The organism is Streptomyces sp. NPDC006430 (assembly GCF_040612395.1).
Classification (GTDB): domain Bacteria; phylum Actinomycetota; class Actinomycetes; order Streptomycetales; family Streptomycetaceae; genus Streptomyces.
The window spans coordinates 122636-138219 of record NZ_JBEXQA010000002.1; the positions used below are offsets into that span (position 1 = coordinate 122636).

A 15584-nucleotide genomic window follows, 5' to 3' on the forward strand; every position below is an offset into this window, starting at 1 on the left:
GTATCAGCGTGCGGCGGCCAGCGGGGCGTGGCGGCGCTCGGCACGGGCCGCGTGCGAGCCGTAGAGGGTGATCGACACGACGCCGAGCACCGCCAGCAGCGCGATGCCCACCGTGGCCGCCCACCCCGCCGAGTGGTAGGCCAGCGCGCCCAGCGTGCCGCCCGCGCTGGAACCGAGGTAGTACGCCGACTGGTACAGCGCGGAGGCCTGCGCGCGGCCCGACTTCGCGGTCCGACTCACCGCGGCGGACGCCACCGCGTGCCCCGCGAAGAAGCCCGCGGTGATCAGGACCAGCCCCAGCAGGATCGCGATCAGCCACTGCGAGAGGGAGAGCAGCAGCCCCAGCGCGGTCGTGGTCACCGCCAGGTACAACGCGCCGCGCCGGCCCGTCCGGGCCACCAGCTGCCCGGCGGCGGCCGAGGAGACCGTACCCACCAGGTAGATCAGGAAGATCGACCCGATCACGCCCTGCCCCAGCGAGAACGGCTCGTCCACCAGGCGGTAGCCGATCACCGTGTACACGGCGCCGAAGACGGTCATGAACAGTGCGCCGATCCCGTACAGCCGCATCAGCAGCGGATCGCGCAGGTGGCCGCCGACGGTGGTGGCGACCGCCCGCGGGTTCAGCGAGGCCGGGCGGAAGAACCGGGCCCGGGGGAGCAGGACGAGGAAGGCCGCCGCGCAGGCCAGGGCCAGTAGACCGACGGCCAGCAGGCCGCCCCGCCAGCCCCACACCTGTGCCGCCCAGCCGGTGACCAGACGACCGCTCATGCCACCGATGGAATTGCCCGCCACGAACAGGCCGATCGCACCCACCAGTGCCTTCGGCTTGACCTCTTCCGCCAGGTAGGCCATCGCGGAGGCCGGAATCCCGGCGATCGCCGCGCCCTGGACCGCGCGCAGCGCCACCAGCCACTCCAGGTTCGGCGCGAACGGCACCAGGAGCCCGACGCCGACGGCGATCACCATGGAGACCGTCATCATCCGGGTCCGCCCGAAGCGCTCCGAGAGCGCGCTGAGCGGCAGGACGAACAGGGCGAGTGCGCCGGTGGCCGCGGACACCGTCCAGCTGGCCCGACCCGCCGTCACCCCGAACCCGTCGGAGATCGCGGGCAGCAGTGCCTGGGTGGAGTAGAGGAGGGCGAACGTCGCGAGTCCGGCGGCGAAGAGCGCGAGGCTCATGCGGCGGTAGCCGGGGCGGCCGGGGGAGCGGGGTTCCGGTGCGGAGGACGACGAGGCAGAGGCACCCGCGATGACGGGTGCCCCGGTATGAGCGGGAGGCATGGAACGACCGTAGCCCCGGCCCGTTTCATGCGTCCAATGCACAGAATCGCGATAATCGATCCACTGATGCATCACTGCAGCTCAGAAGGGTGCCTGTAAATGAACCGTTACGTAGAAGACACGGCCGTGACAGGTTTGCTGGCCCCCAGGCTGGCGTACTTCGCCGCCGTCGCCCGCCACGAGCACGTGACCCGCGCCGCCCACGAGCTGGGCGTTCCCCAGTCCACCCTGTCCCGGGCCATGGTCCGGCTCGAACAGGACCTCGGCGTCACGCTGTTCGCCCGCAAGGGCCGTACCGTCGCCCTGACGACGGCCGGGCGCACCTTCCTCGCCTCGGCCGAACGGGCCCTCGCCGAAATCGCCCGCGCCGCCGAGTCGGTGCAGCAGGACGCCGATCCCGCCTACGGCAAGGTGGCGTTCGGCTTCCTCCACACCCTCGGGCCCGAGACCGTACCCGGCCTGATCCGCGCCTTCCGCACCGACCATCCGCGCGTGCGCTTCTCCCTGGTCCAGAACTACGGCGAGGCCATGCTGGAGCGGCTGCGCGCGGGCGAGCTCGACCTCTGCCTGACCTCACCGCTGCCGGACGCCCCCGACCTGGTCGCCCGCCGCCTGGACGAGCAGCGGCTGCGCCTGGTGGTCCCCGACGACCACCGCCTCGCCACCCGCAAGCGCATCCGCCTCGCCGAGGCCGCCGAGGAAACCTTCGTCACCCTGGAGGCCGGCTACGGCCTGCGCCGCATCACCGACGACCTGTGCGCCGAGGCGGGGTTCACCCCCCGGGTGGCCTTCGAGGGCGAGGAGGCCGAGACGCTTCGCGGCCTGGTCGCGGCGGGCCTCGGCGTGGCCCTGCTGCCGCCCCCCGCGGTGGCCCGCCCCGGCGTGGTCGAGCTGACGGTGACCGCCCCGCGCGCGGTCCGCGAGATCGGGCTCGCCTGGCTCGACGGCCACCCCGACACGCCGCCCGTCGCCGAGTTCAAGCGGTTCCTGCTGTCCCGGCGCGGTCGGCTGATCCCCGAACTGCACGGCGGCCCCGTTCAGGACCCCGCGCAGCCGTCGGGGGCGGGCGGCGCGGCCGGGGAGAGCAAGTAGCCCGCCTGGAAACGGGACCTGGCGCCCACCGCCCGTATGATCTCCGCGATGTGCCGCTGGCAGGTCCGCTCCGACATGCCCAGTCGACGGGCGATCACCTTGTCCTCCAGCCCCTCCGACAGCAGCCGTACGATCGTCTGCCGCAGCTCGTCCGAGAGCGAGCGGGCCGCCTCCGGGCTCACCGTCGTGGGGAACGGTTCCGCGGCCACCCACGACCGTTCGAACGCCGACGTCATGAAGTGCACGACGGCCGGCTGCCGCACCACCAGTGCCGCCCCGTCACGGTCCGGCACCGCCATCAGTCCCGTGTGCTCGTCGAAGACCAGCATCCGCATCAGCCCGTCGCCCAGCGTCCGCACCTGCGCGCCCAGCGCCGTCACCCGCTCCACGTACGCGGCCGTGGGGCGCGAGTAGCGCGCCGTGTGCTGGTAGATCGTGCGCATCCGCACCCCGCGCGTCAGCAACGACTCGTCCCGGCCGATCGCCTCCTCCAGCGTCTCCAACGGCCGGCCGCCGCCCGGCTGCGAGGTCAACAGCTCCTGCTCGCACGCCGCGACCAGCTCCGCGATCAACCCGCGCACCGCCCCCAGGTCCGTGACCACCTCCAGTTCCAGGCGCCCCGATCCGTTCCGGTCGCGGTGCGCCGTCCCCGCCTCGTACGCCGGCACCAGCGCCTCCAGCTGCCCGCGCAGCCGGTCCATCTCGTCGTGGGTCTCCCGTACGAGCAGGGCCAGCGGGGCCAGCGCCCGGGCTGCCGCCGCCCGCGGTGCGACGGCGCTCCAGCGGTCCAGTCCGCCTCCGGGGGCCCGCTGGAGCAGGTGCGCGGCGGCCAGCTCGGTGATCGCCGCGGCGGCCCGCGCTCCGAGGGCCTCGGTGGCCTCCGCCTCGGCGAAGGACTGCCGCTCCACGGCGTACCCGTACAGCCGCTGGGCGGCGCGACTCAGGCCGCCCCCGGTGGGCGGCTCAGCTTCATCGGCTGGCATATGCGTATTCGTCCCGGCTTATAGATGTTTGTAAACCCCTCGTGTTCCCGCAAGGCGGCAAGACGACGCCCGGTCGGACGGCTTCGGCATATGCCGAACCGGCACAGTGGATCTACCGGGTGAAGGGGGAACGCGGTGGCGGAGGAGCGGATCCGCAGGGACGGACGGGGGTCGTGGTCGTCCTGCCGGGCCCGCACCCCGCCCTGGTGGCTGCCGCCCGACGCACGGGCGCACACCGTGGTGGTCGCGCCGGGGGAAGGCCAGTCGGTGCCGTCCGACCGTGAGGGGGCGGAACGGCAGGTACGGACGGGCCGGGGCGCGACCACCGTCCCCACCGATTACCGTCCCGTCACCGACGACGGGCACCACCGTCGACCGGCGCGACCGGGCGCGCAACGGTGGGCGGCGCCGGTCGGTGGCGCCGCCGGCCGGGGAGGGCGGTCAGGAGGACGCCTTCGCGTAGTCGCCGAAGCCGGTCCAGTCGACCGCCACGCACTGCTCGTCGCCGACGACCCAGGCGTCGTGCCCGGGCTCGACCTGCATGAAGTCGCCGGGGCCGTACTCCTCGCTCTCCCCGTTGTCCATGACGACCTTCATGCGACCGCTCACCACGTACCCCGTGTGCGCGGATTGGCAACTCTCCGTACCCGCCAGCGGCTTGATGTGCTCCGACCAGCGCCAACCCGCTTCGAAGACCGCGCGGCCCACGGGTCCGCCGTCCGTCTGGATCAGGTCGAGCCTGCCCTTGCCGTCCTCGAACGAGCGGGTCTCGTCCGCATCGTCGAAGCTCTTGCGCACGATTGCGGCCATGCCGGATCGCCTCCCGCAGAGAAGCACCCCGAGTCCACTCCTCACTTTACGCTCGGGCGACCCGACACCTCATCCCCGCAGCGAATGTCCGAAGCCGGAGGCGAGCGGCATCCGCAGTCCCAGCGGCGGCGGAGCCGCCAGCGCGTCCGTCACCGGCCGCGAGTACCGGCCCGAGAGCATCGCCCCCAGGACGAAGTCCACGGACAGTGCCACGACTTCCGCCTGGTGGTCCCTGAGCCGGTGGCCGTCCGAGTGCACCTCGAACCGACACGTGGCCCGGTTCGCCTTCTTCGCCCGCGCCGCCAGCCGAAACGATGCTTCCGGGTCGCTGTGCGCGTCGTTGGTCCCGTGCACGATCAACACCTGCCGCCCGGACAGCTGCTTCACCGGTTCCGGGGAGTCCGTCGAGACCGTCCTGCCCAAGGAAGGGGCGAGCGCCAGGACCGAGTTGACGGCGTGGTGGCCCGCCGCCCGCAGTGCTGCCCGGCCCCCCGCGTCGTAGCCGGCGAGGCACACCGGAACGTCTCCGTACCTGCGCACCACCTCCTCGGCCCCCCACCCGGCGTCCTCCTCCCGGTTCGTCCCCCGGCCGGGCAGGACGGCGTGCACCACCAGCCCGTCCGTGCCGCCCGCCCGGGCCAGGGCCCGCGCGAGCGGACGCACCGGGCCCGGGGACCATCTGGACGCTCCGGGAAGCAGAAGCACCACACCACTGACCGTCGAGACCGAGCCGTTCGCGCCGGCCGCCCGCCCCAGGCGGGCCCCGCGCGCCGGCGGCGCATGCTGTGCCATGGCGGAACAGTCTCAGACTCGCAGGTGTACGCCACCCGTCCGTACGGTCTCTGTTACGTATCGACCGCCGCTGCCAACGTGGTGCTCTACGCGCGTAGGAGTAGAGTGCCCGGATGACGAGCGAGACCCCCAACCTGCCCACCCCGGATCAGATCCGCCGCTCCCCGAAGGTGCTGCTGCACGATCACCTCGACGGTGGACTGCGCCCCGGGACCATCATCGAGCTGGCCCGCGAGGTCGGCTACGAGAACCTTCCCGAGACGGACGCCGACAAGCTCGGCATCTGGTTCCGGGAAGCCGCCGACTCCGGCTCCCTGCCGCGCTACCTGGAGACGTTCGCGCACACGTGCGCCGTCATGCAGACGAAGGCGGCGCTGTTCCGGGTCGCCGCCGAGTGCGCCGAGGACCTGGCCGAGGACGGCGTCGTGTACGCCGAGATCCGCTACGCCCCCGAGCAGCACCTGGAGGCCGGCCTGACCCTCGAAGAGGTCGTCGAGGCCGTGAACGACGGCTTCCGCGAGGGCGAGCGCCGCGCGAAGGCCAACGGCCACCGCATCCGCATCGGCGCGCTGCTCACTGCGATGCGCCACGCCGCCCGTGCGCTGGAGATCGCCGAGCTGGCCAACCGCTACCGCGACAACGGCGTGGTCGGCTTCGACATCGCCGGCGCCGAGGCCGGGTTCCCTCCCACCCGCCACCTGGACGCCTTCGAGTACCTCAAGCGCGAGAACAACCACTTCACCATCCACGCCGGCGAGGCCTTCGGCCTGCCGTCGATCTGGCAGGCCCTGCAGTGGTGCGGCGCCGACCGTCTGGGCCACGGCGTGAAGATCATCGACGACATCGAGGTCGCCGCCGACGGCTCGGTGAAGCTGGGCCGGCTGGCCTCGTACGTCAGGGACAAGCGCATCCCCCTGGAGATGTGCCCGACCTCGAACCTGCAGACCGCCGCGGCTTCCTCGTACGCCGAGCACCCGATCGGTCTGCTGCGCAAGCTGCACTTCAGGCTGACGGTCAACACCGACAACCGCCTGATGAGCGGCACCAGCATGAGCCGCGAGTTCGAGCACCTGGTCGAGACCTTCGGCTACACCCTCGACGACATGCAGTGGTTCACCGTCAATGCGATGAAGTCCGCGTTCATTCCTTTCGATGAACGACTGGCCATGATCAATGAGGTCATCAAGCCCGGTTATGCGGAGCTGAAGTCGGAGTGGCTGTTCCAGCAGACCGCTTCCACCAGCGGTTCCGTATCGGCTTAGGGCACGGCCTGACGTACTGAAAGCGCCTGGGAGGAGCAATTCCCGGGCGCTTTCTCGTATTTACATATGTTTGCGGGCGGGGGTTTGAAGTGACTAGTTTGCGGAGCCGCTCAATCCCCCGTCGCAAGGACTAATCTTCATGAAGAAGTCAGCTGCCAAGACCCTCGGTGTCGCCGCCCTCGGTGCCGCCTTCGCCGCCGTTGCCGCCGGTACCGCCTCGGCTGCCGTGCCCGCCGTCGGTCTCGGTGACGCGCTGGGTACCGTCACGGGTGCGACCCAGGGACTCGCGAGCCAGCAGCAGGTGAGCCCCGCGGACGGCCGGCAGTCCAGCGACCCGACGGCCCCGGTCGGCGAGCTTTCCAACGCGCTCGGCCCCACCCTCGGTGGCCTGCCCCTCGGCGGCGCGCTCGGCGGCTGATCCGCCTGATCCTCCGCAGATTCGTACGCGAGCACCCGTGGCGCATGCCCGTTCGGTCAGGCGTGCGCCACGCCGTGCCGTGTGCCACGATCACCACCAACTGCCCGCCGACGCACGGGGTATGGGGTCACCGGTCATGCGCTTGAAGGCACGATTCACCGCCGGAGCGGCCACTGCCGCGCTGCTCCCCGCCCTCCTCCTGGGAGCCGTGGGCTGCAGCAGCAAGGACGCCCCCGCGGCCGGCAAGGCGCCCGACCCGAAGGGATCCGCCCCCACGGGCCCTTCCGCCGCGCCCCCGGGCGGTGCCCCGAGCGGCTCGGCCGCGCCGAGGGCCGGTGCGAGCAAGCTGGAGCGGTCCGCGCTGGAACAGGGCGATCTACCCGGGTACCAGGTGTCCGCACGGGGCAAGAACCCCAACGCCCCCGACGGCCAGCCGCAGGCGGACCGCAAGGCCTGCCAGCCCCTGGCCGACATCATGGGCGACAAGCCGGACCCGGCCGCGCGGGACACCGTCAACCGGGGCATCGGTTCCCAGAAACAGGTCGGACTGGCCGTATCCGCCTCCGTCAGCTCCTACGCCGAGAGCGACGCCAAGGCGCTGATCGCCCGGCTGAAGGGCGCGGTCGCCGCCTGCGGTACGGGCTTCACCGCCACCGTAGAGAAGCAGAGCGGCAGCTACCGCGACGTGCGGGCGACCGAGTACGAGACGGCCGGCGACGAGAGCGTCAGCTGGACCACGACCGCGGCTGCCCAGGAAGTCTCGGCACAAGTCCACGTGGTCGTCGTACGCCAGGGAGCCACCGTGGTGCGGCTGATGGCCCTCAACGTGGCGTCGGCCCAGCAGAAGGCGCAGGTCCCGCACGAGGTCGCGGACAAGCAACTGGAGAAGGTCCGCCGGGCGGGCTGACGGGTTCCCGCTGGCCGGAGCGGCGGGCGCGGACCGCTGGTGGTCGGGTCACCGGTGGTCGGCTCGTCGCGGCGCCGGGGTTCACCAGGCGTTGGAGGCGGACTTCTCGTTCGGCAGGAGCAACCACAGCGCCAGGTAGATCAGGAACTGCGGGCCGGGCAGCAGGCACGAGACGACGAAGATCAGACGCATCGTGTTCGCGGAAATTCCGAAGCGGCGCGCCAGTCCGGCGCAGACGCCGCCGATCCAGCGGCCGTCACGGGGGCGAACGATGGCGCTCATGGGTCTCTCCTCTTTCGGCGTCCGCGGGGTTTTCCCGCGATGTCTCAATACTCCCGCGGTACCGCCGAAAGAACCTCGGTCCACGGGCCGAGCCCGACCCTGGTAATTCTCGGGGTAGACCCCTGAGAAGTCCGCTCGGAGTGCAGGGAACGCCGCAGTCGCGCGCGCAGCGCCGGCACGACGGCCATGTGGGCGAGCATCACGCCGGCGCCGTGCAGCAGGACCGAGTCCACGTCGACCACCCGCCCGGGGACGGAGCTCTGGAGCATTTCGATGCTGAGCGAGACCAGTACGCCGGCGGCGGCGGTCCGGGCCAACGAGGACCACGCGGCCAGCGGCGAGGGCGCCAGGTTCCCGTTGACCAGGGGCAGCAGCACCCCGAGCGGGGCGAGCAGCGCCAGAGCCTCCCCGATCCGCCGGGCCGCCTCCAGCGGTCCGTACGAGAGGTCGGCCCTGATCCCCTGGAGCGGTGTCAGGTTGGCGGCGGCGGTCCAGGGCACGTCCAGGGGCCGCAGGGTGAGCCAGCCGACGAGGAGGAGATGAGCGACCAGCAGACCCCCGCCCAGGAGCCGGAGCCGGAGGTGATTGGCGGTGGCGGCACTGCGGCCGACCTCGTTGCGCTGCACACCTGCGAGGACGCAGCCCGCGGTAGCCGTGGTTCCGGCCGGATGCGACGAGCGGTACGCATATGACAATCCGATCGGACGTAGCGCTGAGGGTCCGCCACGCGTCCACCCCCCGAACCCGCGACGAACGCGCACAGTAAGCGCTGTCCACCGCGGGTAGTCGAAGGTAGTGGCCATGCCCGCACGGCGGCGTACGGCGACCCGTCCGTACGATCGTGACCGCCATCAGCGCCCAGGCGCCGGCCGCCGGCCTGTCGGACTCGGCGCGCCCCCGGCCCACGCCGCACCGGCGACCTGCTTCACCGACGTCGCCACCACCACGGTCGTGGGAACGCCCGGCGACGACGTCATCATCGGCACGCCCGGCCGGGACGTCATCGACGGCAGGGGCGGCGACGACCACCTCTGCGGCGGAGCCGACGACGACATCGTGCTACGAGAACCGAGCGGACCCGGCCGCCCTCAGAGAACGGCGAGCAGCACGATCAGGAGCACTGCGCCCGCGACCGCGGGCGCGATGACCTCGTACGACCAACGCACCCGCACGCTGCCTTGGGCCCCCGCCCGCGAGGCCCCGCGCTCGGCCAGCTCCCGCAGCTCGTGCACCACCTGGTCCGCCTGGGACCGCTGCGGCTCGGTGCCGGCCGGGGCGGACGTGTTCGGCACGTTCGCTCCCTGGCCGAGGAGCCCGCCGCGACCGCCCCGCTGCGGCCGTTGTGCCTTCTTCCGCTCGCGCAACGAGACGGGGACGGACCACAGTTGGTATTTCGACCCCTCGGCCAGCACCTCCGTGGAGTACCCGGCGCGCACCGCGTCCACGGCGGCCCAAGGCAGCTCGATGATCCGGAACGGGTTGCGCACGCGCATCCGGTCCTCGTTGGCGAAGACGGCCGGGCGGATCGTGAACGCCACGACCAGGGGTGCGGCGAACAGGGCGATCGCCACGGCGAACCACCTGGCGTTCCCCGAACCGCGCACGACGACGTCCCCGCACAGCCACGCGAGGAGCGCGAGCAGCAGGACTCCGGAGACGACGGCCATGGAGGAGCGGTAGGTCCGGTCGTCGTACACCGGTTCGTCAGTGGGCTGCTGGCTGCTCATGGGGCCGATTCTGCCTCACCGTGCCGTCGGGGTGGATCAGCCCACCAGATCGGCGTACGGATGATGTGGTCGGGGCGGTGCCCGTCGGTGATCTCGCCGCCGCAGGTGATCAGCCGCAGCTCGGGGCGGACGGTGTTCATGAAGTGCTCTGCCGGCTGAAGGCCGGGAGATTCCCGTCGTGACCGGTCGCCGTTCGATGCGACGGCGCTCGCTGCGGGCACCACTGAGACCGCCGACACGGAGGTCACGCCCTGCGGGGCGGGCGCGGCGAGCGCCGTCGTGGCCGGCGCGAGGAGCGCTCCGGCGAGGGCGGCGATAACGATCGAAGAGAAATTTACGGATCTTGTTCGACCGGAGCGCGGGGTTCCTGCCACCGCCGGGTAACAGCGAAAGTGGAGGTCAGGCGTCCGCAGCTGCAGCCCCGGCCCGCCTTCGACCCGCGCCCCGTGCGCCCGAATGCGGCCGACCCCGCCCAGATGTGCGCATGCAGGGGGTGACAGGCTGCTACGCGCGTAGATATGCTCATGTGGTGACCATGCCCACCACCCTCACCGCATTCGCTGACGTGACGACGTCCGACAGCGCGCTGCGCCGCTTCCTGCACGGGCTGCCCGGCGTAGACGCCGTCGGCCTGGAGGCCCGCGCGGCTGCGCTCGGTACCCGTTCGATCAAGACCACGTCCAAGGCGTACGCCATTGACCTGGCCATTTCGATGATCGACCTGACCACGCTTGAGGGTGCGGACACCCCGGGCAAGGTCCGAGCGCTCTCCGCCAAGGCCGTCCACCCCGACCCCACCGACCGTACGACTCCCATGACCGCCGCGGTCTGCGTCTATCCCGACATGGTGGCCACCGCCAAGGCCGCCCTGAACGGCGCCGACGTCAAGGTGGCCTCCGTCGCGACCGCCTTCCCGGCCGGTCGCGCCGCGCTGCCCGTCAAGCTCGCGGACACCCGTGACGCCGTCGCCGCCGGCGCCGACGAGATCGACATGGTCATCGACCGTGGCGCCTTCCTCGCCGGCCGCTACCTGGAGACGTACGAGCTGATCAAGGCCATCAAGGAGGCGTGCGTCCGCCCCGACGGCAGCGCCGCCCGCCTCAAGGTCATCTTCGAGACCGGGGAGCTGTCGACGTACGACAACATCCGCCGCGCCTCCTGGATCGGCATGCTCGCGGGCGCCGACTTCATCAAGACCTCCACCGGCAAGGTCGGTGTCAACGCCACCCCCGCCAACACGCTGCTGATGCTCGAAGCCGTCCGCGACTTCAAGGCGCAGACTGGAATCCAGATCGGCGTGAAGCCGGCCGGCGGCATCCGGACCACCAAGGACGCCATCAAGTTCCTGGTCCTGGTCAACGAGACCGTGGGCGAGGACTGGCTGACCAACCACTGGTTCCGCTTCGGCGCCTCCAGCCTGCTCAACGACCTGCTGATGCAGCGCCAGAAGCTGAGCACCGGCCGTTACTCCGGTCCCGACTACGTGACGGTGGACTGATCACCATGGCATCTGCATTCGAGTACGCACCGGCTCCCGAGTCCCGCTCGGTCGTCGACATCGCCCCCTCCTACGGGCTCTTCATCGACGGCGAGTTCACCGACGCCGCCGACGGCAAGGTCTTCAAGACCGTCTCGCCGTCCTCCGAGGAAGTCCTCTCCGAGGTCGCCCGGGCTGGCGCCGCGGACGTCGACCGCGCCGTGAAGGCCGCCCGCAAGGCCTTCGAGAAGTGGTCCGCGCTGCCCGGCTCCGAGCGCGCCAAGTACCTGTTCCGCATCGCCCGGATCATCCAGGAGCGCAGCCGCGAGCTGGCCGTCCTGGAGACCCTGGACAACGGCAAGCCGATCAAGGAGACACGCGACGCGGACCTCCCGCTGGTCGCCGCGCACTTCTTCTACTACGCGGGCTGGGCCGACAAGCTCGACCACGCGGGCTACGGCGCGAACCCGCGCCCGCTGGGCGTGGCCGGGCAGGTCATCCCGTGGAACTTCCCGCTGCTGATGCTCGCGTGGAAGATCGCTCCGGCGCTCGCCACCGGCAACACGGTCGTCCTGAAGCCGGCCGAGACCACCCCGCTGTCCGCCCTGTTCTTCGCGGACATCTGCCGCCAGGCGGGCCTGCCCAAGGGTGTCGTCAACATCCTCACCGGTTACGGGGACGCGGGCGCGGCCCTCGTCGAGCACCCGGACGTCAACAAGGTCGCCTTCACCGGCTCGACCGCGGTTGGCAAGACCATCGCCCGCCAGATCGCCGGCACCGGCAAGAAGGCCACCCTGGAGCTCGGCGGCAAGGGTGCCAACATCGTCTTCGACGACGCCCCCATCGACCAGGCCGTCGAGGGCATCGTGGGCGGCATCTTCTTCAACCAGGGCCAGGTCTGCTGCGCGGGCTCCCGCCTGCTGGTCCAGGAATCGATCCACGACGAGCTGCTCGACTCGCTCAAGCGCCGCCTGTCCACGCTGCGCCTCGGCGACCCGCTGGACAAGAACACCGACATCGGTGCGATCAACTCCGCCGAGCAGCTGGCCCGGATCACCGCGCTCGCGGACACCGGTGAGGCCGAGGGCGCCGAGCGTTGGTCCCCTGCGTGCGAGCTGCCGTCCGCCGGTTACTGGTTCGCCCCGACGCTCTTCACGAACGTCACCCAGGCGCACACCGTCGCCCGCGACGAGATCTTCGGCCCGGTGCTGTCCGTACTGACGTTCCGCACGCCGGACGAGGCCGTCGCCAAGGCCAACAACAGCCAGTACGGCCTGTCCGCCGGCATCTGGACGGAGAAGGGCTCGCGCATCCTCGCGGTCGCGAACAAGCTCCGCGCGGGTGTGGTGTGGGCCAACACGTTCAACAAGTTCGACCCGACCTCGCCGTTCGGCGGCTACAAGGAGTCGGGCTACGGCCGCGAGGGCGGTCGCCACGGTCTGGAGGCCTACCTCGATGTCTGAGCGCGCAGCATCCGTCAGCGGCTCCGCCGCGGGGCGCCTGAACGTCTTCAAGACCTACAAGCTGTACGTCGGGGGCAAGTTCCCCCGCTCCGAGAGCGGCCGGGTGTACGAGGTGACCGACTCCAAGGGCAAGTGGCTGGCCAACGCCCCCCTGTCCTCGCGCAAGGACGCGCGTGACGCGGTCGTCGCGGCCCGCAAGGCCTTCGGCGGCTGGTCGGGCGCGACCGCGTACAACCGCGGGCAGGTCCTCTACCGCATCGCCGAGATGCTGGAGGGGCGCCGGGAGCAGTTCGTCCGCGAGGTCGGCGAGGCCGAGGGGCTGTCCAAGTCGAAGGCCGCCGCGGTCGTCGACGCGGCCATCGACCGCTGGGTCTGGTACGCCGGCTGGACCGACAAGATCGGCCAGATCACCGGCGGGGCCAACCCGGTTGCGGGCCCGTTCTTCAACCTCTCCACCCCTGAGCCCACCGGCGTCGTTACGGTAATCGCCCCGCAGGAGTCTTCGTTCCTGGGCCTGATCTCCGTGATCGCGCCCGTGATCGCGACGGGTAACACCGCCGTCGTCATCGCGAGCGAGAAGGCCCCGCTGCCCGCGCTCTCCCTGGGCGAGGTGCTGGCCACCTCCGACCTTCCGGGTGGCGTGGTCAACATCCTGTCCGGCAAGGCCGGCGAGATGGGCCCGCACCTGGCGTCCCACCAGGACGTCAACGCGATCGACCTGGCAGGTGCCGACACGGCGCTGGCCAAGGAGTTGGAGATCGCCGCGGCGGACAACCTGAAGCGCGTCCTGCGTCCACAGCCTGTGGATGACTGGACCGCCGACCCGGGCACGTCGCGCATGACGGCGTTCCTGGAGACCAAGACGGTCTGGCACCCGACGGGTTCGCTGGGCGCGTCCGGCTCCTCCTACTAGGACGGGTCGACGCGATCCCTTACGGAACGGCCCCGGCAGCGCCCTGCGCGCCACCGGGGCCGTTCGCTCACTTCGCGCCGGGCAGCAGCGGTCCGAGCAGCGAGGACGTGGCGGCGGTGGGTAGCTCCCCGATCGAGGGGCCCCGCGTCAGCGTGCCGGTGACCATGCCGGTCCCGACCGCGGGGAAGTCCGCGATCTGGGTGGCCACCCCGTTGTCGAGCGGGTCCACGCCGGTGTGGGCGAGCGGGTTCACCTTGAGGTTCGAGATCGGGTCGGAGATCCCGGAGAGGGCCGCAGGGGGCGAGAGTTCACCGGCCTGGGCGCCACCGGCGGCCATCGCCAGGGCCGCACCGGCCATGGAGAGCGTGAGGCCTGCGGTGCGCAGCGTGGAGGTGCCGGGGGCTGCGTGACGTGCCATGGGAATCCCACCTGTGGTCGTAGTCGCGTGCGCACGCAGCGTAGTCGAGGTGTGATCCTGGATACCAACCGGCCACCGGAGGGATCCCCTGCCCGGGGGAATGGTTCAGACTGGTGTCCCGTGAGCTCTTCCTCTCCTTTGCCTACGCGCGTCGTGCTGTTGACCGGGCCTTCGGGTTCCGGCAAGTCGTCCCTGGCCGCCCGTTCCGGGCTGCCGGTGCTGCGGCTGGACGACTTCTACAAGGAGGGCGACGATCCGACCCTCCCGCTGGTCGAGGGCAGCTCCGACATCGACTGGGACTCGCCGCTGTCCTGGGACGCTGACGTCGCGGTCGCCGCGGTGGCGGAGTTGTGCCGGGCGGGTCGGACCGAGGTCCCGGTGTACGACATCGCCACGTCCTCGCGGACGGGCACGGAGACGCTGGACATCTCCCGCACCCCGCTGTTCATCGCGGAGGGCATCTTCGCGGCGGACATAGCGGCGCGCTGCCAGGAACTGGGCCTGTTGGCCGACGCCATCTGCCTGCGGGGCCGCCCCTCGACGACCTTCCGCCGTCGGCTGGCCCGTGATCTGAAGGAGGGCCGCAAATCGGTCCTCTTCCTGCTGCGCCGCGGCCTGCGCCTGATGCGGGCGGAGCGGGGCATCGTGGCCCGCCACATCGCCCTCGGCGCCCACGCCTGCGGCCGTGACGAGGCCCTGGGCCGCCTGGCCGCAGCTGCCGCCGGCCGTCACCGCACCGCCCCGGCCCCCGCTGCCTGAGGGCCGTCCCTTCGGCCGGGTCCAGCGAGGCCCCGAGCCCGGCCGGGCTCGAAGTCGGGCGGTGGTGCGCCCGCGCGTACGTACGAGGAGGCGGGACCGTGCGGACCCCCGTCCGCCCGATCCCGCCTCCTCCCCCCCCGTGGCCCCCGCCCCACCCCCGTAGGACGGCCCCCCTGGCCCATGGTCCGTGGTGTGCCGCGTTACGCGACCAGCTCCTCGAAGGACTCCGCCTCGTCGCGGCCGAAGCTCAGCGCCTCGTCGTCCCGCAGCCGGCGCAGCGACCGCCAGATGCTCGACTTCACCGTGCCGACGCTGATGCCCAGGATCTCCGCGATCTCCGGGTCCGTGCGGCCCTCGTAGTACCGCAGCACCAGCATCGTGCGCTGCGGCTCCGGGATGCGGGCCAGCGCCTGCCACAGCACCGCGCGCAGCTCCGTACCCCGCATCGCATCCGTGTCGGAGGCCGTCTCCGGGAGCTCCTCCGTCGGGTACTCGTTCAGCTTCCGCCGACGCCACGCGCTGATGTGCAGGTTCGTCATCGTGCGCCGCAGGTACCCGCCGACGGCCGCCTTGTCGCTGATCCGGTCCCAGGCGCGGTACGTGGAGAACAGCGCGCTCTGGAGCAGGTCCTCGGCCTCGTAACGGTCGCCGGTCAGGTGGAAGGCCGTCGCGTAGAGGGCGGCCCGGCGCTCCTGCACGTACGCCGTGAACTCGACCTCCGAGGTGGAGGAGGGCTCGGGCGTGTGCTGCACCGGGACGGAAGGCCGGTACGTGTTCGCGTCGATGGCCACCGTGTGCGCCGGTCGCGGACGGGCGACCGTCACCGTACGGACACCTGCCCGGCGGTTCACATCGTGCAGCCGCGTGACAACCGTGCTGGTGCTGGTGCTGTGCAGCGTGCTCATCTCGCGCCCCCCGTCGTGGAGTCTGCTTCGGATCCTGCTCGGTTTCGTTGGTAGAAGACTGCCCGGCCGACTTAACCGGGGTGTCCGCCGAC

18 protein-coding genes and 1 pseudogene are annotated in these 15584 nt (G+C 71.4%); 9 read left to right on the plus strand and 10 right to left on the minus strand.

Annotation, left to right across the window (positions count from 1 at the left end; genetic code table 11):
- Positions 1-3: 3 nt before the first annotated feature.
- Entirely contained in the window at positions 4-1284 is a 1281-nt protein-coding gene (locus ABZZ20_RS03610; protein WP_356866342.1) for an MFS transporter, read from the minus strand.
- Positions 1285-1383: 99 nt separating this feature from the next.
- Between ABZZ20_RS03610 and ABZZ20_RS03615 the strand changes: the two genes are divergently transcribed.
- Entirely contained in the window at positions 1384-2376 is a 993-nt protein-coding gene (locus tag ABZZ20_RS03615) for a LysR family transcriptional regulator (protein WP_356866344.1), read from the plus strand.
- Here the strand turns inward: ABZZ20_RS03615 and ABZZ20_RS03620 are convergent.
- The 3 genes from ABZZ20_RS03620 to ABZZ20_RS03630 form a co-directional block, all read right to left on the minus strand.
- Entirely contained in the window at positions 2322-3359 is a 1038-nt protein-coding gene (locus tag ABZZ20_RS03620) for a helix-turn-helix transcriptional regulator (protein ID WP_356866346.1), read from the minus strand. The two genes, ABZZ20_RS03615 and ABZZ20_RS03620, sit on opposite strands and share 55 nt — an antisense overlap.
- A 441-nt stretch (positions 3360-3800) precedes the next feature.
- Complete coding sequence (locus ABZZ20_RS03625; RefSeq protein ID WP_356866348.1) at positions 3801-4169, minus strand: cupin domain-containing protein; 369 nt, start codon at positions 4167-4169, stop codon at positions 3801-3803.
- 69 nt (positions 4170-4238) lie between these two features.
- A complete protein-coding gene (locus ABZZ20_RS03630; protein WP_356866349.1) occupies positions 4239-4961 on the minus strand; it encodes an alpha/beta hydrolase in 723 nt (240 codons plus the stop codon).
- 113 nt (positions 4962-5074) lie between these two features.
- On the opposite strand from ABZZ20_RS03630, the gene ABZZ20_RS03635 reads away from it, so the two are divergent.
- The 3 genes from ABZZ20_RS03635 to ABZZ20_RS03645 all read left to right on the plus strand — a co-directional run bounded on the left by ABZZ20_RS03635 (position 5075) and on the right by ABZZ20_RS03645 (position 7548).
- On the plus strand, positions 5075-6223 hold the full coding sequence (locus tag ABZZ20_RS03635) for an adenosine deaminase (RefSeq protein ID WP_356866351.1): 1149 nt from the start codon (positions 5075-5077) through the stop codon (positions 6221-6223).
- A 139-nt stretch (positions 6224-6362) separates the two neighbouring features.
- Positions 6363-6641: a hypothetical protein gene (locus ABZZ20_RS03640; RefSeq protein WP_356866353.1), complete on the plus strand. Its 279-nt coding sequence runs from the start codon at positions 6363-6365 to the stop codon at positions 6639-6641.
- A 136-nt stretch (positions 6642-6777) separates the two neighbouring features.
- A complete protein-coding gene (locus ABZZ20_RS03645) occupies positions 6778-7548 on the plus strand; it encodes a hypothetical protein (protein ID WP_356866355.1) in 771 nt (256 codons plus the stop codon).
- A gap of 81 nt (positions 7549-7629) precedes the next feature.
- On the opposite strand, the gene ABZZ20_RS03650 is transcribed toward ABZZ20_RS03645, so the two are convergent.
- Positions 7630-7830 carry a PspC domain-containing protein gene (locus tag ABZZ20_RS03650; RefSeq protein ID WP_099889807.1) on the minus strand — a complete coding sequence of 67 codons (201 nt, stop codon included), beginning with the start codon at positions 7828-7830 and terminating at the stop codon, positions 7630-7632.
- 44 nt (positions 7831-7874) lie between these two features.
- Positions 7875-8456 (minus strand): VanZ family protein, encoded by a 582-nt coding sequence (locus ABZZ20_RS03655; protein ID WP_356866358.1) that lies wholly within the window; start codon positions 8454-8456, stop codon positions 7875-7877.
- A gap of 175 nt (positions 8457-8631) precedes the next feature.
- Here ABZZ20_RS03655 and ABZZ20_RS03660 point away from each other — a divergent pair.
- Positions 8632-8877 (plus strand): annotated as a pseudogene (locus ABZZ20_RS03660) (hypothetical protein); the annotation flags it as partial.
- Between the two features lie 41 nt (positions 8878-8918).
- On the opposite strand, the gene ABZZ20_RS03665 reads toward ABZZ20_RS03660, so the two are convergent.
- Together ABZZ20_RS03665 and ABZZ20_RS03670 are read right to left on the minus strand one after the other, a co-directional pair.
- Positions 8919-9557, minus strand: coding sequence for a PH domain-containing protein (locus ABZZ20_RS03665; protein WP_356866360.1), 639 nt, complete (start codon positions 9555-9557; stop codon positions 8919-8921).
- The gene (locus ABZZ20_RS03670; protein ID WP_356866362.1) at positions 9554-9697 is read right to left on the minus strand and encodes a hypothetical protein; all 144 of its coding nucleotides are present in this window, start codon (positions 9695-9697) and stop codon (positions 9554-9556) included. Before ABZZ20_RS03670 ends, ABZZ20_RS03665 begins: the two co-directional genes overlap by 4 nt.
- A 395-nt stretch (positions 9698-10092) precedes the next feature.
- On the opposite strand from ABZZ20_RS03670, the gene deoC reads away from it, so the two are divergent.
- Genes deoC through ABZZ20_RS03685 form a run of 3 tightly spaced genes read left to right on the plus strand, consistent with a single transcriptional unit; the run spans position 10093 to position 13410 of the window.
- Positions 10093-11055: a deoxyribose-phosphate aldolase gene (gene deoC, locus ABZZ20_RS03675; protein ID WP_356867183.1), complete on the plus strand. Its 963-nt coding sequence runs from the start codon at positions 10093-10095 to the stop codon at positions 11053-11055.
- 5 nt (positions 11056-11060) lie between these two features.
- Positions 11061-12497, plus strand: a complete 1437-nt coding sequence (locus tag ABZZ20_RS03680) for an aldehyde dehydrogenase family protein (protein ID WP_356866364.1) — start codon at positions 11061-11063, stop codon at positions 12495-12497.
- A complete protein-coding gene (locus ABZZ20_RS03685; RefSeq protein WP_356866366.1) occupies positions 12490-13410 on the plus strand; it encodes an aldehyde dehydrogenase family protein in 921 nt (306 codons plus the stop codon). Before ABZZ20_RS03680 ends, ABZZ20_RS03685 begins: the two co-directional genes overlap by 8 nt.
- Positions 13411-13477: 67 nt before the next feature.
- Here the strand turns inward: ABZZ20_RS03685 and ABZZ20_RS03690 are convergent, their stop codons facing one another.
- Positions 13478-13828 carry a hypothetical protein gene (locus tag ABZZ20_RS03690; RefSeq protein WP_356866368.1) on the minus strand — a complete coding sequence of 117 codons (351 nt, stop codon included), beginning with the start codon at positions 13826-13828 and terminating at the stop codon, positions 13478-13480.
- Positions 13829-13882: 54 nt separating this feature from the next.
- Here ABZZ20_RS03690 and ABZZ20_RS03695 point away from each other — a divergent pair, with 54 nt between their 5' ends.
- Entirely contained in the window at positions 13883-14587 is a 705-nt protein-coding gene (locus ABZZ20_RS03695; protein WP_356867185.1) for a uridine kinase, read from the plus strand.
- 200 nt (positions 14588-14787) lie between these two features.
- Here ABZZ20_RS03695 and ABZZ20_RS03700 read toward each other — a convergent pair whose 3' ends face one another.
- Positions 14788-15492, minus strand: coding sequence for a SigE family RNA polymerase sigma factor (locus tag ABZZ20_RS03700; RefSeq protein WP_356866370.1), 705 nt, complete (start codon positions 15490-15492; stop codon positions 14788-14790).
- Between the last annotated feature and the right edge of the window lie 92 nt (positions 15493-15584).